Origin of the sequence: Shewanella sp. OMA3-2 (assembly GCF_021513195.1) — a bacterium.
Taxonomy (GTDB): domain Bacteria; phylum Pseudomonadota; class Gammaproteobacteria; order Enterobacterales; family Shewanellaceae; genus Shewanella.
This window is the reverse complement of record NZ_CP090974.1, coordinates 2,889,843-2,910,161: the sequence shown is the minus strand read 5'-3', so window position 1 is coordinate 2,910,161 and position 20,319 is coordinate 2,889,843. Positions and strand designations below refer to the sequence as shown.

Genomic DNA, 20,319 nt, shown 5'->3' with positions numbered 1-20,319 from the left:
TATGCATACAAAAATTCTCGGAACAGGTAGTTATCTACCTGTGCAAGTGCGCAGTAATCAAGATTTAGAAAAAATGGTCGACACCAGTGATCAATGGATTATGGATCGGACAGGCATTTCAGAACGCCGCATAGCAGCCACTGATGAATCAGTGTCGACTATGGGTTATCAAGCTGCACTTAAAGCACTTGAAATGGCTGGTATTGAAGCGACAGATCTTGACATGATAGTGTGTGGTACGACTAGTGCTCCGAATGCTTTTCCTGCAGCAGCTTGTGAAATTCAAGCCATGCTAGGTGTTAAACAAATACCTGCTTTTGATATTGCTGCAGCGTGTTCAGGGTTTGTTTACGCATTATCAGTAGCAGATCAATTTGTTAAAACTGGCGCGGCTAAAAAAGTGCTAGTTATTGGCGCAGATGTATTATCACGCATGTGCGGACCTGATGATCGTTCAACGGTTATTTTGTTCGGTGATGGTGCAGGCGCGGTTGTGATTGGAGCAAGTGATACACCAGGTATTATTAATACTCATATATATGCCGATGGCAGTCAGGGTGACTTGCTAAAATGCTCATTTCCTCCCCGTGCAAATGAATCCTCAGAAGCGGTTGGTTATATGACCATGAAGGGCAATGATGTTTTCAAAGTGGCGGTCACTCAACTGTCAAATGTGGTTACTGAAACTCTGCGGATTAATAATATCGATAAATCTGAAATTGATTGGCTAGTGCCACACCAAGCCAATTTTAGAATTATTAATGCCACCGCTAAAAAATTAAATATGAGTTTAGATAAAGTGGTCTTAACTTTAGCAAGGCATGGTAACACCTCTGCAGCATCTGTGCCGATTGCACTAGATGAAGCGGTGCGAGATGGTCGAATTCAACGTGGTCAATTATTACTTTTAGAAGCCTTTGGAGCAGGATTTGCTTGGGGCAGTGCGTTAATTCGCTTCTAATTCTTTTTATTTAATACAGGTAATTAACAATGGAAAATGTGGCTTTTGTATTTCCGGGCCAAGGTTCACAAGTTGTCGGCATGTTAGCCGACTTAGCCCTAGAACATGATGTGGTTGCCCAAACATTTATCGAGGCTTCACAGGTACTTGGCTATGATTTATGGGCACTTGTAAAAGACGGGCCAGTAGAATCATTAAATGAAACCGATAAAACCCAACCAGCATTGCTGACCGCCAGTGTCGCTATTTGGCGTGCTTATCAAGCTAGCGGCAAAGCCATGCCAGCTTATCTTGCTGGGCATAGTTTAGGAGAGTATTCCGCGCTTGTGTGTGCAGGTGTCATAGCATTTAAAGATGCAGTTAAGTTAGTTGAACTTCGCGGTCAATTAATGCAGCAAGCGGTTCCTGCGGGAACCGGCGCTATGTATGCCATTATTGGTTTAGACGATGATGCGATTGCAGCAGCATGTGAAGCGTCAGCACAAGGCGATGTCGTTAGCCCTGTTAACTACAATAGTCCTGGGCAAGTGGTAATAGCCGGTGAGAAACTGGCCGTTGAACGCGCCGCTGCTGCGTGTAAAGCTGCGGGCGCAAAAATGGCTGTAGCCTTGCCAGTAAGCGTGCCGTCTCATTGTGCCCTGATGAAGCCTGCTGCTGATAAACTCGCACTAGCATTAGCTGAAATTGCATTTTCAGCCCCGCTAATTAATGTTATTAATAACGTTGATGTGGCTATGCCTACACTCGGCGAAGAAATAAAAGACGCATTAGTACGCCAGCTGTATTGCCCGGTTCGTTGGAGCGATACTGTTAATTATATGGCCGACAAAGGTGTCACTGAATTAGTTGAAATGGGACCAGGTAAAGTATTAACTGGCTTAACAAAACGTATTAATAAATCTGTTTCAGCCCAAGCTGTCAATGATGTTGCATCATTTGCTGCATTAACTGAGTAAGGAATAATAATGAGCATTAGCTTTAATTTAGAAGGTAAAGTGGCACTTGTCACTGGTGCAAGTCGCGGTATTGGACGTGCAATTGCAGAAACATTGGTACAAGCTGGCGCAGTGGTAATTGGTACAGCAACCAGTGAGAAAGGCGCTGCAGCGATTCAAGAGTATCTTGGCGATAAAGGTTTAGGTCTTGTGCTTAATGTCACAGATAGCGAATCTGTTGCACAATTATATAGCCAAATTAAAGAAAAAGCTGGCGATGTTGATATTCTCGTGAATAATGCAGGTATTACACGTGATAATTTATTAATGAGAATGAAAGATGATGAGTGGCAAGATATCATTGACACTAATTTAACTTCATTATTTAAATTGTCTAAGCCTGTGATGCGATCTATGATGAAAAAGCGTTTTGGACGTATCATCAGTATCGGATCTGTTGTTGGTACTATGGGTAATGCTGGTCAAGTCAATTACTCTGCCGCTAAAGCCGGTTTAATAGGATTTACTAAATCTCTTGCAAGAGAGGTTGCATCTCGTCAAATAACAGTTAATGCTGTTTCACCTGGATTTATTCAGACTGATATGACAGATGAGCTGACACCAGAGCAGCAACAAGCTATTATGTCGCAAGTTCCGATGGAACGTTTAGGGCAAGCGCAAGAAATTGCCAATGCAGTATTGTTTTTGGCCTCAGATTCAGCCGCTTACATCACAGGTGAAACACTGCATGTGAATGGCGGAATGTACATGGTTTAAGGACGATTGGTAGGAAACTACCTTCATTTGAGTCAGAGTTAGAAGCAGGGCAGATTTATTTTTGTGGTTAGACCACAAAATCTAAGCTTGCAATGTTATCTAAATCGAATAAACTACTCGCAATCTTACGCAAGTGCGTAATTTGAATAGGAAAGAGAACTAATGAGCAACATCGAAGAACGTGTAAAGAAAATCATTATTGAGCAACTAGGTGTTAAAGAAGAAGACGTTAAATCTGCTGCTTCTTTCGTGGACGATTTAGGTGCCGATTCTCTGGACACAGTGGAATTGGTTATGGCTCTAGAAGAAGAGTTTGATACCGAGATCCCTGATGAAGAAGCTGAAAAGATCACTACTGTTCAAGCAGCGATCGATTACGTTTCTAAGAATCAGTAATCCAGAATTCACAGAGAAAGACGGCATTTATTGTCGTCTTTTTTTGTTTCTAGCATAGTAATAAAATTAACTAGTTGTAACAGTTCATTTAGAAAACGCCTGTTCTAGTAGGTTAACCTCTCTCCATATTTCTCCTTCCGGTTAATCGCCGTTGCTAGACTCTTTGGCATTGTGTATTCAGAATTAAAGGTGAAAATCATGTCTAAACGTCGTGTGGTAATTACGGGTCTAGGATTAGTGACCCCAGTGGGTAATGATGTTGAATCATCTTGGAAAGCATTACTTGCTGGCCAAAGTGGTATTGAGCCAATTACCAAATTTGATGCTACAGAATTCAGCACTCGCTTTAGTGGTTCAGTCAAAAATTTTGATGTTGAACAGTATTTAACTAAAAAAGATGCACGTAAAATGGATTTATTTATCCAATATGGGATGGTTGCTGGCATCCAAGCCATGAAAGACTCGGGTTTAGATATGGCCCAGGAGCGTCCAGAACGTGTGGGTACCGCAATCGGCTCAGGTATGGGCGGAATGCATCTAATTGAGCAAAACCATAGCGCTTTACTCAAAGGCGGCCCCCGCAAAGTTTCACCATTTTATGTACCCAGCACGATCATTAATATGATCTCGGGCCACTTATCGATTATGTATGGTATGACAGGGCCTAATTTTGCGGTCACCACGGCTTGTACAACAGGTGTGCATAACATTGGTTTTGCAGCGCGTACTATTGCTTATGGTGATGCAGATGTGATGGTTGCTGGCGGGGCAGAAGATGTTACTAGCCCGTTAGCCGTTGCCGGTTTTGGTTCAGCTAAAGCCTTATCTACCCGTAACGATGACTATCAAGCGGCTAGTCGCCCATGGGATAAAGACCGTGATGGCTTTGTTATCGGTGATGGTGCGGGTGTGTTAGTGATGGAAGAGTATGAACACGCTAAAGCACGCGGTGCAAAAATTTACGGCGAACTTATCGGTTTTGGCATGAGTGGTGATGCGTTTCATATGACATCACCTCCAGCTGATGGTGCAGGTGCGGCAGCCGCTATGGTGAATGCAATTAATGATGCAGGTATTACCAAAGAGTCGATTGGTTATATTAATGCTCATGGTACCTCTACACCCGCCGGCGATAAGGCTGAAGCCGCTGCAGTGAAGTCAGTATTTGGTGCCCATGCCTACGATTTATTAGTCAGTTCAACTAAATCAATGACTGGGCACTTGTTAGGCGCAGCAGGCTCTGTTGAAGCGATTATTACCTTACTGGCATTACAAGACCAACATATTCCACCCACAATCAATTTAGATAACCCTGATGAAGGTTGTGACTTAGATTTTGTTGCCCATACATCACGAAAGCATCAATTTGATTACGCTTTATGTAATTCGTTTGGGTTTGGTGGTACTAACGCTTCTTTGTTATTTAAGAAAATCTAATGTACTGGCAAATAGAACTCATAGAAAGGGAAGATCATATCTTCCCTTTTTTATATGCTAAGTCTTAATGTGACTAATTAACCATTCCTTTGCTAAGTTTATTTAGCGTAAACTGACAATAGACATTTTCGAGGATCAAATATATGGCCGGTATAGACAGACAACTGACATTACGTTTTTTAGCTGAGCCCGCAGACGTCAATTTTGGCGGAAAAGTGCATGGCGGAGCAGTAATGAAATGGATCGATTTAGCTGCTTATGCGTCAGCTGCAGGTTGGAGTGGTAAATATTGTATTACCGTATATGCCGGTGGTATTCGTTTTGTTAAACCTATTCATGTAGGCAATATAGTCGAAGTGACAGGTAAAATTATCTACACAGGCACAACATCAATGCATGTTGCTATTGATGTTAAAGCGGGTGATCCAAAATATTCAGAACGTCATTTAACCACCCATTGCATTGTGATTATGGTGGCGGTTGATGATGCTGGTAAACCGACTGATGTACCAGAGTGGATCCCAAAGACCGAAGATGACATTCGTTTACGAGATTCTGCATTACGGTTAATGGACATGCGCAAACGCATTGGAGCAGAGATGGAAGCTCACGTAAAACCAATCGTTGAGTAAAATAAATATTAATTAATTACCTATCGGAGAAGTTATGGCTAAGGTTGCATTTTTAGGTTTGGGTGTGATGGGATTCCCCATGGCAGGTCATTTAGTGAGCCAGGGACATGAAGTGACTGTGTATAACCGTACTCAGGCTAAATCAGATTTATGGACCCAAACCTACCAAGGTAAATCAGCTCCAACGCCTAAAACCGCAGTCATGGGTCAGGATATTGTTTTCACCTGTGTTGGCAATGACGATGATTTACGTCAGGTGGTTTTAGGTGTAGATGGGGCTATTTATGGCATGCATGCTGGCAGTATTTTAGTTGATCACACCACAGCTTCAGCAGATGTTGCACGTGAGATTTTTGCTGTGTTAGCCGCCAAAGATATTGCCTTTTTAGATGCACCTATTTCGGGCGGTCAAGCAGGGGCCGAAAAAGGCATACTTACCGTTATGATGGGTGGCGAACAGGCAGCTTTTGATACTGTTAAACCAGTTATTGCTGCTTATAGTCGCTGTGCTGAGTTACTGGGACCGGTAGGTTCAGGACAATTAACTAAAATGGTCAATCAAATTTGTATCGCAGGTGTGGTACAAGGCTTGGCAGAAGGACTGCATTTTGCCAAAAGTGCCGGCCTTGATGGTTTGAAAGTGATCGAAGTTATTAGCCAGGGAGCCGCACAAAGCTGGCAAATGGAAAACCGCTACAAAACCATGTGGCAAGGTGAGTACAACTTTGGGTTTGCCATTGACTGGATGCGTAAAGATTTAGGCATAGCACTTGATGAAGCTCGTCGTAATGGGTCGACTTTGCCTGTTACAGCGCTTGTTGATCAATTCTACGCCGATGTTCAAGCTATGAAAGGTAATCGCTGGGACACTTCAAGTTTATTAGCACGTTTAGAGAAAAATCGTTAACAGTTTAATGACATACATAAATAAAAAAGGACTGCCATTATGCAGTCCTTTTTTATATGAGTTGATTTCAACTAGATCTCAGTTGGCTTTACCACAATGTGTTCTAACTCTACAGCCGCGACAGCATGTAGCGCATCCATAGCTGCACCCACAAGGCTTATCATGCCTTTAGATGACTCAATTAACACTGCACGTTTAATTTCACTATAATCACGGTTATGTCTTATCAGGTTTGATAATGCCATTTGCATAGGCTGCATCGATGGATTAAATGCCGCATTTTCTGCGTATCGACCACAAAAAGTGGCGCCATCTTGCGTTTCTAAAACAACAGCAGCGTGGCAGTTAGTATAAGGTGAGTAACTTAAGCCTACTTGATCTAACGCTTCAATAATTGTTGGATCATTTGACTCTAATGCGAATTCAATATGACTTTTAGATAGTAATGGGCGAGTCACATTTAAGTCTGCTGGTCCAAATGCATACGGTAAGTAATGGCTTAACGGGGCTGTTTTCTGACCCGGTAAGTGAATATTAATTTTACTGCCATCAACTAGTTCATTGATGAATTGGCGACAATGTCCACATGGGCTGAAATTAACCACTATGTCCATTATATGGGTTTCGCCGCACAGCCATGCATGGCTTATTGCACTTTGCTCTGCATGAACACTATGAAACAAAGCTTCACCAGGTAATTCAAGATTGGCTCCCATATAAATATCGCCACTGCTACCTTTTACAATTGCGCCAACATAAAACTGACTAAGGTGTGGGCTTGCTAATGCTGCGGCTATGGGTAATAAGGCGAGTAAAAGCTCTTGTTCATTTAATTGACTTGCAGTCATTAAATTTGATAATTGATTGGCATTAATATGACCACCGAAATTATCACTTAATAATGGAACTAAAGCTGTTGCTAGTGGTTTTGGAAGTTGATTAATAGCGTCTATAAATCGATTTTGCATTTCCCTTATCCTTAAAAATAAAAAGCGTCATATTAGGCTTAAGCTTATGACAAATTATACAAACTAGAGTGATTGTAAGTATTGATATAGGGCTTTTAATAGCTTTTGTTTGTGCTCATTGTCGCTGGTTTCTTCAACTAAGTTTTCGAGACGCATCACATAATCGGCATCCATTAGTTGTTGTTGGCAGTATTCACGCCACTTAAGGCTTTCTTGATGACTTAATGTTTGTGGGTAATTACGGGCTCGATAACGAAACAGCATGGTGTTAATACGAGGGTCATCAAATTGTAGTTCCAGAGCCGCCAAATTCTGCGGTTGAGTATGACTCACAATGTCTATTTTGGTTTTATCTGCATGACTGAAAAAACCACCGCTATAAAGCATTAAGTCAGGGTTGGTTATAGCAGGCCTATCTGGTTCTATTTCAAATACGGCATTTAATTTTTCACGAATATCGCTTGATTGTTTTAAGCGTTTATATTGTTCTCTAGCAAAGGCTTTATCTAGATTTAAACGCAGTGCTATATCATCATCTAATAACTTAGCTGAACCAATAAACGGGCATTTATTAATGTGAATTTGTTTAATTGGGATGGGCAACTCGTCAGGTGCCAGATTTGAACGGGAAGTATACATTCGAGCTTGAATTTCTTCAGCTGTTAATGTCAGCAGTGGTGAAATATCCATAGCCAAATTAACACAAATAACGGCATTTTTATTGGTCGGATGAAATGCGACAGGAGCAATTAAAGTCGTACAGCCATTAAGCGCGCTAATTTTAGAGCTTACATGAACCAAAGGCTGCATTTTTAGGACATCAATTTGATCACTAACAACTTGTTTACGACGTAATTTGAAGTAATAGTCATAAAGTTTTGGCTGTTGTTGTTTTATCAATTTGGCCATGGCGATAGTGGCATATACATCAGACATGGCATCATGGGCTTTTTCATGGCTTAAGCCGTTGGCAACAGTTAATTGCTCTAATTTGAAGCTAGGAGAGCCATCCTCTTTTTTTGGCCAATTAATACCATCTGGGCGAAATGCATAACAGGCTCTTACAAGATCAATTAAGTCCCAGCGAGAGTTACCCTGTTGCCATTCCCTTGCATACGGGTCGATAAAATTGCGATAAAAACCATAACGGCTCACTTCATCATCAAAACGTAACGAGTTATAGCCGACAACACAGGTATTTGGTTGGCTGAATAATGCGTTAATACGCTTCATAAACTCAGCTTCAGGCATTCCCTTATTATTAGCCAGCTGTGGCGTTATCCCAGTGATTAATATCGCTTCAGGTGACGGTAAATAATCAGGTGCAACCTGGCAATAAAAGGTTTCAGGCTCGCCAATAATATTTAATTCAAGATCGGTACGGATCCCAGCAAACTGACAAGGACGGTCTTTGGCTGGATTTGCGCCGAATGTTTCGTAATCGTGCCAGAATAATGTGGGTTGTATTGCATCAGCCATAATCAAGTTTCTTGCTAAATGATTTCATTATCTTAGCATTAATTCTGGTTAGGTTAAGTGCTTGTTGATTTATCAATTGAATGATTGCTAGTTTAATATGCAGATAATACGATGTCAGCCGATAACATTCGCAAATCATAATGTAAAAAGGATTGTTTTGAATGCACCAGCATATTTTTAGTCATCCCAATGTGATTCAAATAAACCATCCAACTCTAGTTACGGTTCGTTTATTGGATAATATTGATGATTTACTGGTTTTAGCGTCTTTAACCAATCCATTATTCGAAATGATAGTGAGCCAAGTCGAAGGCGTTAAAGCTACCTTAATTGTTCGCCAGCAAGCATTTGTGAATATAGACTATCAATCAACACATTGTATTGCTGAACAATACGATGTTAATCGCGTTATTGGCCAAGGTGTTAGGCTTTACTCTAGAATGGCTGTTGCTCCTAGAGTATGTATTGAGCAATTAAAAACTGGTATTGACATCATTATCCAAGCTGATGGCAGGATGTTTTTTAGTACGGTTGAGCAGGGTAAGTTTGAATTAATCCCATTGGAGCATGATTTACGATTATTGTGTGAGCCACAAGTGTTGGTTGTGGCTAAAACCATTTTAGGTCAAAAACCTAAACACAGTGAATCTACAGCCGGACTTGCTGTTCATATTAGTGAATTGGAGCAGGTGAGGCGTGAAATTGCAGATTATATGCGCGGTGAGTCTGGGAAAATTCACCCAGGTGTGTCGACCGAACTGTTAAAACTGGATCATTTACTGCAGAATAAGCGCCAATGGCTTTTACGTACATATCATCAATCTTTGGAGCGCCCTAGTTTATCTAGAGCGGCAAATGAAGCATCTTTAGATATTGAAAAGCTACAGCAAAAACTCGAATGCTATAACATACTGGCTCCTTTTGATGTCACTGAATTAGTTAATCAACTATCAGATGATGAAAACTAACCACTTATTAAGAATTATTGATGTCCTATATCTGTCCTATTTGTCAGCTTCCTTTAGCTCAAAATCAAACTAAAACCTGGTGTTGTACAAACAATCATCAATTTGACACAGCTAAAGAAGGCTATGTGAATTTGCTACCGGTACAAAAAAAGAAATCGAAAGATCCTGGCGACAATAAAGAAATGATGTTGGCAAGACGTGAGTTTTTGAATAAAGGACATTACCAAGCGCTCAGTGATAAAGTAAATCAGTTAGCGAGTGAGTATCAGCCACTGGCAAAAGCTATTTTAGATATTGGCTGCGGGGAAGGGTATTATAGTCATCGCTTAATTAATCAGCTTCATCAGACACAAAGTGACTGTGAATTATGGGGATTAGATATCTCTAAAATTGCGATTAAGTATGCGGCTAAAAAATATCCTGATATGCACTTTTGCGTGGCGAGCGTATTTGAAATGCCATTTGTTGAGAACAGTTTTGATTTAGCTATTCGCATATATGCACCGTCTAAAGTTGAAGAGCTACAACGGGTAATTAAGCCTGAAGGGATATTAATTACAGTTTCTCCAGGGCCTAAACATCACCTTGCGATTAAACAAAAAATTTATGACCAGCCTAGGTTACATCCACAAGAGTCGCTATTATTGGAAGGTTTTGACTATCTAGGTCGGTATAGTCTTGAGTATATGCTGCACTTAACGGACGAAAGTGATATTGAACATTTGCTTAATATGACCCCATATGCTTGGAAGTTATCCTCGAGTCAAAAGCAACAGATGGCGGTAGATGGACTTAACTGTGAATTAGATTTTAAAATTGAGGTTCATAAGCGCCATAATACGGCTGGATAAACTGAGTAATTACACCAATAACTTGTTGATGAATTTAGATAAACAGCATTAGGCTAAGCATTAATTAATTGAGTCATGACTATCATGCTTGTTGACTTATTTTTTAAATGGTTTATAGTTTACATAGCTTGAAGGTTGGACTTATTTTTTGTGTTTCAATACGACCCGTTTCGTCCTGTTAACATAAGTAATACCGGCATTTTCCAGCGTTACCGCCGTTTAGGCTTTATTTTATATTTACAGGATTTATATCATGTCTCAAGTTACTGGTGTTGTTAAGTGGTTCAACTCTGACAAAGGTTTCGGATTTATCGAGCAAGAGTCTGGTCCAGACGTATTCGTTCACTTCCGTGCAATCAACTCAGACGGTTTCAAAACTTTAGACGAAGGTCAAAAAGTTTCTTTCACTGTGACCCAAGGTCAGAAAGGTCCTCAAGCTGAAAACGTTTCTTTAGTTTAAGCTAAAATATTTCACTACGGTGAAATGGACTTAAAGCTGTGGCATTTGCCGCAGTTTTTTTTGCCTTTTTTTAGGTAAAAATTAATATCTTCGTAAGTATAATTTATTTCAATATACGTAATGTTTTGTATCAATTGGAATGGTAAATTATATATTCAGATATATAAAAAGCCGGTTAACTTAACAGTTATCCGGCTTTTTGTTTGTACTATACACAATCAAACTATGTGCACACAAACTGGTTCTAGGGTGCGTATTCAACCTAAGAAGAGAATAAGGTATCTTCTAACGTTCGACCTTTCATGATAGATTTATATTGCCATTGGTGTTGGTCTAATAAACTGAACAATTGCTGTTCTAAATTGAAGTTAGACTGAGTAGGGTATTCAATAATAAATTGATTATCGGCACTTTGACTGACTTTAGTGATAGCAGTGAGTCCAAGTAGTGCTTGATGCACAGCGGCCATATCAGCCTTTTTCATAATTAAGGTTAGGTAATCGATGTCCTGAGCCATATGAATCGATAACGACTGTTTAAGGTGGCCTCCCTCTAGATAAATTACCTGATCACACAATTTCTCTAATTCATCCAAATTGTGTGAGCTGATCACAAAAGTTGTATGTTCAGATTGTTCTTTAACGATTTGACGAATTTTCTTAGCATTAGCCGGATCAAGGCCTGCGGTTGGCTCATCTAATAACACCAATTTAGGCGAGCCAATTAAAGCTTGGGCAATCGAAACCCGTTTACTCATTCCATGGCTTAAGCTTTTCGGTTTTGCTTTAGCCTCATTAACCAAGTCCACTAACTTTAATACTCGCATAGCTTCTTGCTTGGCAGCTTTGCCTTTAATCCCTTGTAGTTCAGCAAACAATTTTAATTGGCTTAAAATAGAACAGTCCGGGTCTAATTGTGCATCCTGTGGTAATGCAGACAACAGACCTTGTAATTTAGGGCTGCCTACGGGCTCTCCTAAAATAGTAACGTCTCCTGCACTGGGTTTGATATAACCGCATAAAATACTAAAAAGCGTCGTTTTACCGGCTCCATTGGGACCCACAAGGGCAATTGGCGCCCCAGCAACCAATGATATATCGACTTTATTCAGAACTGGCTTACCGTTATAACTTTTACTGAGTTGTTCACAGTGGATTAGATTCATAATGCACTCCTTTGCATAACAATGCGGCCTATGATTAATATAGCCACAGTTTGCAGCAACGGAATGGGAGTGTAGGTAAATGCAGCTAAACCTTGGGTATTAACCATGTCAGATAATTGAGACCCAGGCAGCAAATAACTGACGACGTCAAAACCTGGTAATTGAACATTAACTAAGGTAATGACCAGCGAGACAATAATCCATAAAATCACGGCGAAGATACTTGCCTGACGTGCGCTATTGGCAATAATAGACAATAGCGCCATCATGGCAATATAAGGTAATACAACAATCAATACACTGGCAAAAATAATCATAGCTGTGTTGATAGCAGGAAAAAGTAAGCTACTGTCTCTGCTCATAATTAGCGCAATAGCGACAATTAACGTCAGTAAAATAAGTAATGATTGAATCAATACTTGGCCAATAAAGCGTCCTAAAAATAAACTATTACGGCTTACTCTTAAACTGATAAAACGTAAAGTGCCTCGCTGTTTATCTGAACTAAATTGATCTGCCGAGATAAAAATACTGAATAATGGAAACAAGTACAGCGCAGCGACCCAAAAGACTGCAAATTCAGCAACCTTCCAATTAAACAATTGATCAAGGGTTGTAGGGCCAAATACCGCGGCCATAAACTCTTTAAAGCTGGGTTGCATAATAATAGTAGCGGCTTCTTTAACAGGGTAAATTAAAATAATACTCCAAACCATGATAAAGGCGATTAATGCGATTATCCCACTGCGGCTACTGAAACGCTTTGTCAGTTCGAAGCGGGCAAGCAACCAAATATGAAACAGGGCTGATGGAGGTGAAAGTGTTGGGTTATTCATAAAGATCCTTCAGTGATTAACGCCCGTAATTAATGAAACAAATGAGAAACTTGCTAAGACGGTGGTAATAATTTTGCTAACGCAGTTTCTAATACCTCAATTCGTTGTTCTAACTCAGCTATTTTATTATCTTGGATAGAGTTTTGCTGTACTTGGGCTGACACTTCTAAGTTTGTTGAGCTATTAACTTGGTGATCTTCTATTGAGGAACTGAATAATTCGATGTAACGACAGTCACGTTTACCGGCTTCACGAGCTAGCTGTGCAATAAAAGGCTTATCTTGTTTTGCGCGCGCGATCAAAATAGATTCTACTTGGGCAACATCTGAAAACTCATGTAAGCGATTGGTGCGGGTTTTTAATTCACCAGGTGTTTGGGCGCCTCTTAACAGTAAAACACACACTAACGCGTATTCGGCTGAGTTAAGTTTTAAATCACTAAACTCGGTATTACAAAAGCGGTGTTTATATTTAATGACTCTGCTACCAAAACCTGACTGCTCGCAGATTAATCGTTTTTTATTCAAGCCATCGATGATAATTTGTACTTCAGATTCAGTTAACGTCATTACCGGTTCGCGGCTACTTTTTTGATTACAGGCTAACGTTATTGAGTTTAGAGATAAGGGGTATTGCTCTGGGGTGGTGATTTCTTTTTCCATCAAACAGCCAATAACTCTGGCTTCAAGTGCATTTAATTCCATTGATGGTGTTCCTCAAATAAAAAAGCATGAAGATGTTATAGCATCCCCATGCTGGTTTTAACAACGATATCAATGTAATCGGTTATCTAGTATACAATAACTGAGGGTTTATCTATTAAACCAGGCGGATACCGTCTTTTTCGATAGTAATTTGACCACCTTTGAATAAGCCACCAATCGATCTTTTAAAGGCTTTTTTACTCATAGCCAATTGTGCATAAATCACGTCGGCGTCTGTTTTATCGTGCAAAGGTAAAAAACCATCTGCTTTGGCAAGTTTATTCATAATTTGAATCGCTTGTTTATCCAGTTCTTGCTGAGAGCCTTTCTGAAGTACTAGGTCAATTTTGCCATCACTGCGTAATGTTTTAATAAAGCCAGTGATTGTTTGGCCAAAGCGTAATTTTTGAAAAACTTCATTTTCATAAATAACGCCCCAATGCTTATTATTGATAATCGCTTTAAAACCTAAGTCGGTAGAGCCACCAATAATTAAATTAACTTGTTCACCGACTTCATAATCTGCTGGTGTTTTATCTAAAAACTTATCCACTTTAGACGAGGCAACTATCCGCTCGTCGGCTCTGTTGGCATGGACATACACTAAATATGAACGGCCCTCTTCGATGGTTTTGTGCTGCTCACCAAAAGGTAAGAAGAGGTCTTTATCCAAGCCCCAATCTAAAAACGCGCCATACTCACTCAAAGCTGCAACCTTTAAATAAGCAAATTCGCCTACCTGTGCAAAAGGTTTTTGTGTCGTTGCAATCACTTTATCTTCGGAGTCTAGGTATAAAAAAACAGTAATGTTTTGACCGACTTCATATACTTTAGGGACAAACTTTTTCGGAACTAACACTTGGCCAAGCTCAAGGGCATTAACATAAATACCAAAACTGACTTCTTTAACGACTTCGAGTGAATAGCTTTTTCCGATTTGTATCATGTGAATCTCTATCTGTGGGAGCAAAATAATAGGTGAATATTGCAAATATTCAGAGGCAGTTAGTATACACGTTTTTTTAAATTATGAGTGATTTTACGTTAACAGTGAGCTGATAATAGAAATACACCGTATTAGTGCAAAATTGATCTGCAAAGAGAAATAGAATCTAGGTTTTTTATTTATACGAAAGCTTATTCTACTTGCATTGAAGCACAATGCGCGGTTTAATTGCGCCGCTTTTAAAGGCTCAGTTTTTAAGGTTTAACATACTGACAGATAGGTCTTTATAGCCTTTAAAAAATAGGCTTAAGTATTTATGCGATTATGAGTCATAAGTATTCATATATGCGTTTAGTAAACTTAGACAAGTGTTTGTATTGTCGCCCTAGCATTGATAAATACTAGGCAGTAATGCGGCAAATAAAGTACGTATAGATGATAACAGTGTAACTAAATTAATCTAATTTAGCCGTCAAAGTAAAAACTGATCATCTACTATACATCTCATAATGTGCTAACGTTATGATGATTTTATTCACAAGCCATATTGCGTCAGAATGTGATTTTGATGTGATAGGGCAAATACGGAAAATAATTATGTCTGATTGGTCAATTGAAGATGCTCGTGCGGGCTATAATGTCACTCATTGGAGCCATGGCTTCTATGGTATTCGTGAAGATGGGGAAGTGACTGTATCACCTAATCCAAGTCAACCCGATCATAAAGTTGCATTAAGTACTTTAGCCAAGGATTTGGTTAAAGAAGGTGTTTCATTACCTGTGCTAGTTCGTTTTCCTCAAATTTTACATCATCGTGTAGAAAGTTTATGTGAGGCATTCAATGATGCAATTAAAAAATACGAATACCAAAATGATTATTTGTTAGTTTATCCGATTAAAGTTAATCAGCAGCAAACCGTAGTTGAAGAAATTTTAGCCAGTCAAAAGTCTAAAGAAGTACCACAGCTAGGCTTAGAAGCCGGCAGTAAACCAGAGCTAATGGCTGTACTTGCAATGGCTCAAAAAGCCAGTTCTGTGATTGTGTGTAATGGTTATAAAGATAAAGAATATGTACGTTTAGCACTTATTGGTGAAAAGTTGGGCCATAAAGTTTACATCGTACTTGAAAAGATGTCTGAACTGCTTATGGTATTAGAACAAGCTAAACTATTAGGCGTGACACCTCGTTTAGGTCTTCGTGTGCGTTTAGCATTCCAGGGTAAAGGCAAATGGCAAGCTAGCGGTGGTGAAAAGTCAAAGTTTGGTTTGTCTGCTGCGCAAGTACTTAAAGTACTCGAACAACTAAAAACCGCTGATATGCTGGATTCATTACAGCTACTGCATTTCCACTTAGGCTCGCAAATTGCCAACATTCGTGATATCCGCCAAGGTGTAGGCGAAGCGGGTCGTTTTTATTGCGAACTTCGCGAATTAGGTGCCAAAATTGATTGTTTTGACGTCGGTGGTGGTTTAGCTGTTGATTATGATGGTACTCGAAGCCAAAGCAACAACTCAATGAATTATGGTTTAAGTGAGTATGCTAACAACATCGTTAATGTATTAACTGACTTATGCCATGAATACGAGCAGCCAATGCCACGTATTATTTCTGAGTCTGGTCGTCATTTAACTGCGCATCATGCGGTATTAATTACCGATGTTATCGGCACAGAAGCTTACATGCCTGAAGTGATTGTAGCGCCTGATGAAGATGCTCCTCAGTTACTACACAACATGTGGCAGTCGTGGGAAGAAATCAGTGGTGGTCAAGATCAACGCGCTATCATTGAGATTTATCATGATACCCAAAGTGACATTGCTGAAGCGCATTCATTATTCGCAGTAGGTCAATTTACTTTGGCACATCGTGCTTGGGCTGAACAGGCTCATTTACGTGTTTGTCACGAAGTAAAAGGTTTACTAAGCAATAATAACCGCTATCACCGTCCTGTGATTGATGAGTTGAATGAAAAATTAGCTGATAAATTCTTTGTTAACTTCTCATTATTCCAGTCATTACCGGATGCATGGGGTATTGATCAGGTGTTCCCAGTATTGCCTTTATCTGGATTAGATAAAGCGCCAGAGCGCCGTGCGGTAATGTTGGATATTACCTGTGACTCAGACGGTATTGTTGATCAATATGTTGATGGTCAAGGGATTGAAACAACATTGCCTGTACCAGCATGGAGCGCAGAGAGTCCATATCTAATCGGCTTCTTTATGGTGGGTGCATACCAAGAGATTTTAGGTGATATGCATAACTTATTTGGTGATACTAACTCTGCGGTTATTCGTTTAGATGACAATGGTCAAACTAACATCGAATCAGTGTTACAAGGTGACACAGTTGCTGATGTATTACGTTATGTGAACTTAGATGCTAATGCATTTATGCGTACTTTCGAAGAGTTAGTAGAACAGCACATTACACCTGACGAGCGCGTAAGTACCCTTGAAGAATTGCAAGCAGGTCTAGACGGTTATACTTACCTTGAAGATTTTTAAGATTAATTTATGTAAATTTTAATCAGTAAATCATTGAATAGAAGGCTTAGTTATGAATAATGACTAAGCCTTTATTTATTTCCAATCAATCGAGTTATTCGCCATTAATATGTTTTTTGAAGGTTCAGAAAAAAAGTAGCGTTATGCGTTGATCCGAGTTTCGGTTCACTTCGTGCTTTACCGCTATCCTTCTGGGAGCATATTGTCAGTTTAGCCAAGGCAGATATTCTGTCCCATATTGAGAATGATCAATGCGATGCCTATATACTCAGTGAGTCGAGTTTATTTGTGTGGGATCATAGTGTGGTCATACTGACATGTGGTTTATCAACATTAATTGATTCAGTGAGTGCATTAATTGATAAAGTGACAGTAGATAAGCTGACATATATCCGTTATCAACGTAAAAATGAATATTTAGCCTATTTACAGGCCAGCACGTTTATAGATGACATTAGCACCCTAAGACAGCGAGTGCCTGGCACCGCCTGTCGAGTTGGTCATTTAGATAATCATCATCACTTTTTATTTACCAGTGATAAAAGTTGTCAAATTGTGCCGCAGGATAAAACCTGCGAATTATTGATGTACCACATTAGTGGTTCAGTGGCAGACTATTTATGTACTGAGCAACAAACTGTAGCAGATATATATCAACTGTTGTTACTCGATAAGTTATTTGCAGGCTTTGAATATGATGCACATGTTTTTACTCCGCTTGGCTTTTCAATCAACGGCATTAAAGATAATTTTTACTACACCATACATATTACGCCACAAGAGCAGAGCTCTTATGTCAGTTTAGAAACTAATGTGAACCTTGAACAACATCAATTTGATATAGCGGCAACCTTGTTGGCAATATTGAAGCCAAGAAGTTGGGATATCATCGGATTCGATACCGAGATGGCCGCGCCAACTGTTCCTAAAAATATATGCGTAGGCCATTGCTCATATCCAATTCAGCAAGGTTATAATGTACACTTCAGCCACTATCAGCAGACTTGTCCAGAAGTGCTGAGTCCTGAGTTTTTGTAAGTTGGCAACTAAGGTTGGTTAGAAAAATAATATTTCTATATAAAGCCTGCATAAAGTGGGTTTTTATCCCATAAGGGGAAGGTATGAGCGATTTAAGTGATATTCGTCGAGAGTATTCTCAAGGTGGATTACGCCGTGCTGATTTACCGGCGAATCCGATGGATTTATTTGAAAAATGGCTCTCGCAAGCTAAAGATGCCAATTTAACCGATCCTACCGCTATGTGTGTGGCGACCGTTGATGAAGAAGGTCAACCTTTTCAGCGTATCGTATTGCTTAAAAAGTTTGATGATAACGGATTTGTATTTTTTACTAATCTAGAAAGTCGTAAAGCGGCGCAATTATCGACTAATAATAAAATAAGTTTGTTATTTCCTTGGCATCCTTTAGAGCGACAAGTGGCCGTTATTGGTCAAGCTGAGCCCTTATCTATGGTCGAAGTCGCTAAATACTTTATGAGCCGACCAAAGGATAGTCAAATAGCAGCTTGGGTGTCTAAGCAGTCGAGTAAAATCTCTGCTCGCCAAGTATTAGAAGGTAAATTTGCTGAAATGAAGACTAAATTTGCTCAAGGACAAGTGCCTTTACCTAAGTTTTGGGGAGGATACTTAGTGCGTCCTCAAAGCATCGAGTTTTGGCAAGGGGGAGAGCATAGATTGCATGATAGATTTATATACAGTCAGTCACCTGAGTCAACATGGCAAATAGATCGTTTAGCACCTTAATGAGGACGCGCTATGCAAGCTAAGATTTGGGTAGACGCAGATGCATGTCCTAATCCGGTAAAAGAAATGCTATTTAGGGCCGCCGAGCGTAAGTCGGTAAACATTGTATTGGTTGCTAATCAAATGATTAAGATACCAATATCGCCCTTTATTAAGATGATCCGAGTCAGCTCTGGCTTTGATGAAGCAGATAATTATATTGTCGAACAACTTAATCAAGGGGATTTAGTGATCACCGCGGATATTCCGCTTGCTTCAGATGCAATTGAAAAAGGCGCTTTAGCCATTAACCCTAGAGGTAATGTCTATACGCCTGAAAATATCAAACAGACAGTAACAATGCGTGACTTTATGGAGGAGATGCGTAGCAGTGGTGTGCATACCCAAGGCCCGAATACGTTTTCGCAAACAGATAAACATGCATTTGCTCAATCGTTGGATAAATGGTTAGTTAAACAGCGCTGATCTATACTTGGGGCTGATCTATACTTATTGTGTTATAAACTCGCAAAAGGATTTTAAGATGAAACTAGGGTTATCGTTAATGGTACTAGGGTTACTTTCTAGTCAGACTTTAGCAAGTGATTGGAAAGTAAATAATAGCCAGTCTACAGTCAGCTTTATTTCAATAAAGAAAGCTGATGTGGGAGAAGTTCATCGCTTTAAACAAATCGAAGGGGCTTTAAGTGATTCTGGTGGATTTAGTTTAACAATAGACTTAAGCAGCGTAGATACGGGGATTAGTGTTCGCGATGAAAGAATGCAAGGTTTATTATTTGAAGTGGCTCAGTTTCCAAAGTTACAGCTTAAAGCGGGGGTTAATCCAAAGCTTATAAGTGACTTAAAAGTCGGCGAAACCTTAATAACCCAAGTAGATGCGACAATTTCACTCCATGGAGAGCAGCAAGCTTTGCCTTTCAATGTGGTGATAGCTAAATTGTCAGCGACTAAAATGTTAGTGACTAGTTTAACGCCGGTGATTATTAATGCGGGAGATTTTGATTTAGTGACCGGGGTTGAAAAGCTACGTAATATAGCTGGATTAACCAGCATCAGTTTGGCGGTTCCAGTGTCATTCGTGTTAACCTTATCAAAATAAAAAATACTCAATGTTGAGTTATTACGAACGTTAACATGAACGGGCGTTAGTAATAAACGTTAAAAAATGTATATTAAAAAGAGCTGTTAAAATATTTAATAGATTACCCACTATGTTGGATAGCTTAGATTTTAAACACATTATTATCCAAGATTTCGGAGTTCAGATGGTTACAGATAAAGACGGTTATATGCATTTAATTCAGTATTTAACTGAACATTTAGGGTTATTTGAAACCTTTGAAAATAATGCTTTGGCGTCTGAAACCGTTTTAGAGTTATTTGAAGAACAGTTATCAGCTCAAATCATTATGGTCTGTGGTCAAAACCCGCAATTATCATTTGCTCAACGTAACATGGTTATCCGTGAAATTGATGCGATTGTTTATGATTTAGAAGAGATATTAGCAAAAGTTGCTGATCAAAATGCCACTCCTGAACAAAGCATTTTTATAACCGAATTTTCCGGCTTAATTAAGAATCTGTTCGATCAAGAAATTGATAAAATACTGCATTAATTTTTTATTG

General features: G+C 39.5%; 22 protein-coding genes. 16 read left to right on the top strand and 6 right to left on the bottom strand.

The window, feature by feature from the left end:
• The first annotated feature begins 1 nt into the window (after window position 1).
• The 7 genes from L0B17_RS12870 to L0B17_RS12840 all read left to right on the top strand — a co-directional run bounded on the left by L0B17_RS12870 (window position 2) and on the right by L0B17_RS12840 (window position 6,045).
• On the top strand, window positions 2-961 hold the full coding sequence (locus tag L0B17_RS12870; protein ID WP_235085330.1) for a beta-ketoacyl-ACP synthase III: 960 nt from the start codon (window positions 2-4) through the stop codon (window positions 959-961).
• 29 nt (window positions 962-990) lie between these two features.
• Window positions 991-1,917 (top strand): ACP S-malonyltransferase, encoded by a 927-nt coding sequence (gene fabD / locus L0B17_RS12865; RefSeq protein WP_235085328.1) that lies wholly within the window; start codon window positions 991-993, stop codon window positions 1,915-1,917.
• 9 nt (window positions 1,918-1,926) lie between these two features.
• Window positions 1,927-2,673, top strand: coding sequence for a 3-oxoacyl-ACP reductase FabG (fabG, locus tag L0B17_RS12860; RefSeq protein ID WP_235085327.1), 747 nt, complete (start codon window positions 1,927-1,929; stop codon window positions 2,671-2,673).
• 162 nt (window positions 2,674-2,835) lie between these two features.
• Window positions 2,836-3,069, top strand: coding sequence for an acyl carrier protein (gene acpP, locus L0B17_RS12855; protein WP_011496723.1), 234 nt, complete (start codon window positions 2,836-2,838; stop codon window positions 3,067-3,069).
• Window positions 3,070-3,267: 198 nt separating this feature from the next.
• Window positions 3,268-4,506, top strand: coding sequence for a beta-ketoacyl-ACP synthase II (gene fabF / locus L0B17_RS12850; protein WP_235085325.1), 1,239 nt, complete (start codon window positions 3,268-3,270; stop codon window positions 4,504-4,506).
• Window positions 4,507-4,649: 143 nt separating this feature from the next.
• Window positions 4,650-5,138 carry an acyl-CoA thioesterase gene (locus L0B17_RS12845; protein WP_226410177.1) on the top strand — a complete coding sequence of 163 codons (489 nt, stop codon included), beginning with the start codon at window positions 4,650-4,652 and terminating at the stop codon, window positions 5,136-5,138.
• A gap of 34 nt (window positions 5,139-5,172) precedes the next feature.
• A complete protein-coding gene (locus tag L0B17_RS12840; RefSeq protein WP_235085324.1) occupies window positions 5,173-6,045 on the top strand; it encodes an NAD(P)-dependent oxidoreductase in 873 nt (290 codons plus the stop codon).
• A gap of 71 nt (window positions 6,046-6,116) precedes the next feature.
• Here L0B17_RS12840 and cdd read toward each other — a convergent pair whose 3' ends face one another.
• Together cdd and sbcB are read right to left on the bottom strand one after the other, a co-directional pair.
• Complete coding sequence (gene cdd / locus L0B17_RS12835) at window positions 6,117-7,013, bottom strand: cytidine deaminase (protein ID WP_235085322.1); 897 nt, start codon at window positions 7,011-7,013, stop codon at window positions 6,117-6,119.
• 63 nt (window positions 7,014-7,076) lie between these two features.
• Entirely contained in the window at window positions 7,077-8,492 is a 1,416-nt protein-coding gene (sbcB, locus tag L0B17_RS12830; protein WP_235085321.1) for an exodeoxyribonuclease I, read from the bottom strand.
• A 161-nt stretch (window positions 8,493-8,653) separates the two neighbouring features.
• Here sbcB and L0B17_RS12825 point away from each other — a divergent pair, with 161 nt between their 5' ends.
• The 3 genes from L0B17_RS12825 to L0B17_RS12815 all read left to right on the top strand — a co-directional run bounded on the left by L0B17_RS12825 (window position 8,654) and on the right by L0B17_RS12815 (window position 10,771).
• Entirely contained in the window at window positions 8,654-9,460 is an 807-nt protein-coding gene (locus L0B17_RS12825; protein WP_235085319.1) for a hypothetical protein, read from the top strand.
• A 20-nt stretch (window positions 9,461-9,480) separates the two neighbouring features.
• Window positions 9,481-10,311, top strand: a complete 831-nt coding sequence (rlmA, locus tag L0B17_RS12820) for a 23S rRNA (guanine(745)-N(1))-methyltransferase (RefSeq protein ID WP_235085317.1) — start codon at window positions 9,481-9,483, stop codon at window positions 10,309-10,311.
• Window positions 10,312-10,564: 253 nt separating this feature from the next.
• Window positions 10,565-10,771, top strand: coding sequence for a cold-shock protein (locus L0B17_RS12815; protein ID WP_226410119.1), 207 nt, complete (start codon window positions 10,565-10,567; stop codon window positions 10,769-10,771).
• Window positions 10,772-11,033: 262 nt separating this feature from the next.
• Here L0B17_RS12815 and L0B17_RS12810 read toward each other — a convergent pair whose 3' ends face one another.
• The 4 genes from L0B17_RS12810 to L0B17_RS12795 form a co-directional block, all read right to left on the bottom strand.
• Complete coding sequence (locus tag L0B17_RS12810; protein ID WP_235085316.1) at window positions 11,034-11,936, bottom strand: ABC transporter ATP-binding protein; 903 nt, start codon at window positions 11,934-11,936, stop codon at window positions 11,034-11,036.
• The gene (locus L0B17_RS12805) at window positions 11,933-12,772 is read right to left on the bottom strand and encodes an ABC transporter permease (protein ID WP_235085314.1); all 840 of its coding nucleotides are present in this window, start codon (window positions 12,770-12,772) and stop codon (window positions 11,933-11,935) included. Before L0B17_RS12805 ends, L0B17_RS12810 begins: the two co-directional genes overlap by 4 nt.
• Window positions 12,773-12,825: 53 nt before the next feature.
• Window positions 12,826-13,476, bottom strand: coding sequence for a YceH family protein (locus tag L0B17_RS12800; RefSeq protein WP_235085312.1), 651 nt, complete (start codon window positions 13,474-13,476; stop codon window positions 12,826-12,828).
• Between the two features lie 115 nt (window positions 13,477-13,591).
• Window positions 13,592-14,422: a CvfB family protein gene (locus tag L0B17_RS12795; protein WP_235085311.1), complete on the bottom strand. Its 831-nt coding sequence runs from the start codon at window positions 14,420-14,422 to the stop codon at window positions 13,592-13,594.
• A 597-nt stretch (window positions 14,423-15,019) separates the two neighbouring features.
• Between L0B17_RS12795 and speA the strand changes: the two genes are divergently transcribed.
• The 6 genes from speA to L0B17_RS12765 all read left to right on the top strand — a co-directional run bounded on the left by speA (window position 15,020) and on the right by L0B17_RS12765 (window position 20,309).
• Window positions 15,020-16,930, top strand: a complete 1,911-nt coding sequence (speA, locus tag L0B17_RS12790; RefSeq protein WP_235085309.1) for a biosynthetic arginine decarboxylase — start codon at window positions 15,020-15,022, stop codon at window positions 16,928-16,930.
• Window positions 16,931-17,131: 201 nt separating this feature from the next.
• Complete coding sequence (locus L0B17_RS12785) at window positions 17,132-17,968, top strand: adenosylmethionine decarboxylase (protein WP_336246503.1); 837 nt, start codon at window positions 17,132-17,134, stop codon at window positions 17,966-17,968.
• Window positions 17,969-18,051: 83 nt separating this feature from the next.
• Window positions 18,052-18,693 (top strand): pyridoxamine 5'-phosphate oxidase, encoded by a 642-nt coding sequence (gene pdxH, locus L0B17_RS12780; RefSeq protein ID WP_235085307.1) that lies wholly within the window; start codon window positions 18,052-18,054, stop codon window positions 18,691-18,693.
• 12 nt (window positions 18,694-18,705) lie between these two features.
• Complete coding sequence (locus L0B17_RS12775) at window positions 18,706-19,158, top strand: YaiI/YqxD family protein (protein ID WP_235085304.1); 453 nt, start codon at window positions 18,706-18,708, stop codon at window positions 19,156-19,158.
• A 58-nt stretch (window positions 19,159-19,216) separates the two neighbouring features.
• Window positions 19,217-19,792, top strand: coding sequence for a YceI family protein (locus L0B17_RS12770; RefSeq protein ID WP_235085303.1), 576 nt, complete (start codon window positions 19,217-19,219; stop codon window positions 19,790-19,792).
• 166 nt (window positions 19,793-19,958) lie between these two features.
• A complete protein-coding gene (locus tag L0B17_RS12765; RefSeq protein ID WP_235085301.1) occupies window positions 19,959-20,309 on the top strand; it encodes a DUF3802 family protein in 351 nt (116 codons plus the stop codon).
• Window positions 20,310-20,319 lie beyond the last annotated feature (10 nt).

Bases quoted from the DNA above. Each gene is read 5' to 3' on its own strand.
- L0B17_RS12870 (WP_235085330.1), top strand. From the start codon at position 2: ATGCATACAAAAATTCTCGGAACAGGTAGTTATCTACCTGTGCAAGTG.
- fabD (WP_235085328.1), top strand. From the start codon at position 991: ATGGAAAATGTGGCTTTTGTATTTCCGGGCCAAGGTTCACAAGTTGTC.
- fabG (WP_235085327.1), top strand. From the start codon at position 1,927: ATGAGCATTAGCTTTAATTTAGAAGGTAAAGTGGCACTTGTCACTGGT.
- acpP (WP_011496723.1), top strand. From the start codon at position 2,836: ATGAGCAACATCGAAGAACGTGTAAAGAAAATCATTATTGAGCAACTA.
- fabF (WP_235085325.1), top strand. From the start codon at position 3,268: ATGTCTAAACGTCGTGTGGTAATTACGGGTCTAGGATTAGTGACCCCA.
- L0B17_RS12845 (WP_226410177.1), top strand. From the start codon at position 4,650: ATGGCCGGTATAGACAGACAACTGACATTACGTTTTTTAGCTGAGCCC.
- L0B17_RS12840 (WP_235085324.1), top strand. From the start codon at position 5,173: ATGGCTAAGGTTGCATTTTTAGGTTTGGGTGTGATGGGATTCCCCATG.
- cdd (WP_235085322.1), bottom strand. From the start codon at position 7,013: ATGCAAAATCGATTTATAGACGCTATTAATCAACTTCCAAAACCACTA.
- sbcB (WP_235085321.1), bottom strand. From the start codon at position 8,492: ATGGCTGATGCAATACAACCCACATTATTCTGGCACGATTACGAAACA.
- L0B17_RS12825 (WP_235085319.1), top strand. From the start codon at position 8,654: ATGCACCAGCATATTTTTAGTCATCCCAATGTGATTCAAATAAACCAT.
- rlmA (WP_235085317.1), top strand. From the start codon at position 9,481: ATGTCCTATATCTGTCCTATTTGTCAGCTTCCTTTAGCTCAAAATCAA.
- L0B17_RS12815 (WP_226410119.1), top strand. From the start codon at position 10,565: ATGTCTCAAGTTACTGGTGTTGTTAAGTGGTTCAACTCTGACAAAGGT.
- L0B17_RS12810 (WP_235085316.1), bottom strand. From the start codon at position 11,936: ATGAATCTAATCCACTGTGAACAACTCAGTAAAAGTTATAACGGTAAG.
- L0B17_RS12805 (WP_235085314.1), bottom strand. From the start codon at position 12,772: ATGAATAACCCAACACTTTCACCTCCATCAGCCCTGTTTCATATTTGG.
- L0B17_RS12800 (WP_235085312.1), bottom strand. From the start codon at position 13,476: ATGGAATTAAATGCACTTGAAGCCAGAGTTATTGGCTGTTTGATGGAA.
- L0B17_RS12795 (WP_235085311.1), bottom strand. From the start codon at position 14,422: ATGATACAAATCGGAAAAAGCTATTCACTCGAAGTCGTTAAAGAAGTC.
- speA (WP_235085309.1), top strand. From the start codon at position 15,020: ATGTCTGATTGGTCAATTGAAGATGCTCGTGCGGGCTATAATGTCACT.
- pdxH (WP_235085307.1), top strand. From the start codon at position 18,052: ATGAGCGATTTAAGTGATATTCGTCGAGAGTATTCTCAAGGTGGATTA.
- L0B17_RS12775 (WP_235085304.1), top strand. From the start codon at position 18,706: ATGCAAGCTAAGATTTGGGTAGACGCAGATGCATGTCCTAATCCGGTA.
- L0B17_RS12770 (WP_235085303.1), top strand. From the start codon at position 19,217: ATGAAACTAGGGTTATCGTTAATGGTACTAGGGTTACTTTCTAGTCAG.
- L0B17_RS12765 (WP_235085301.1), top strand. From the start codon at position 19,959: ATGGTTACAGATAAAGACGGTTATATGCATTTAATTCAGTATTTAACT.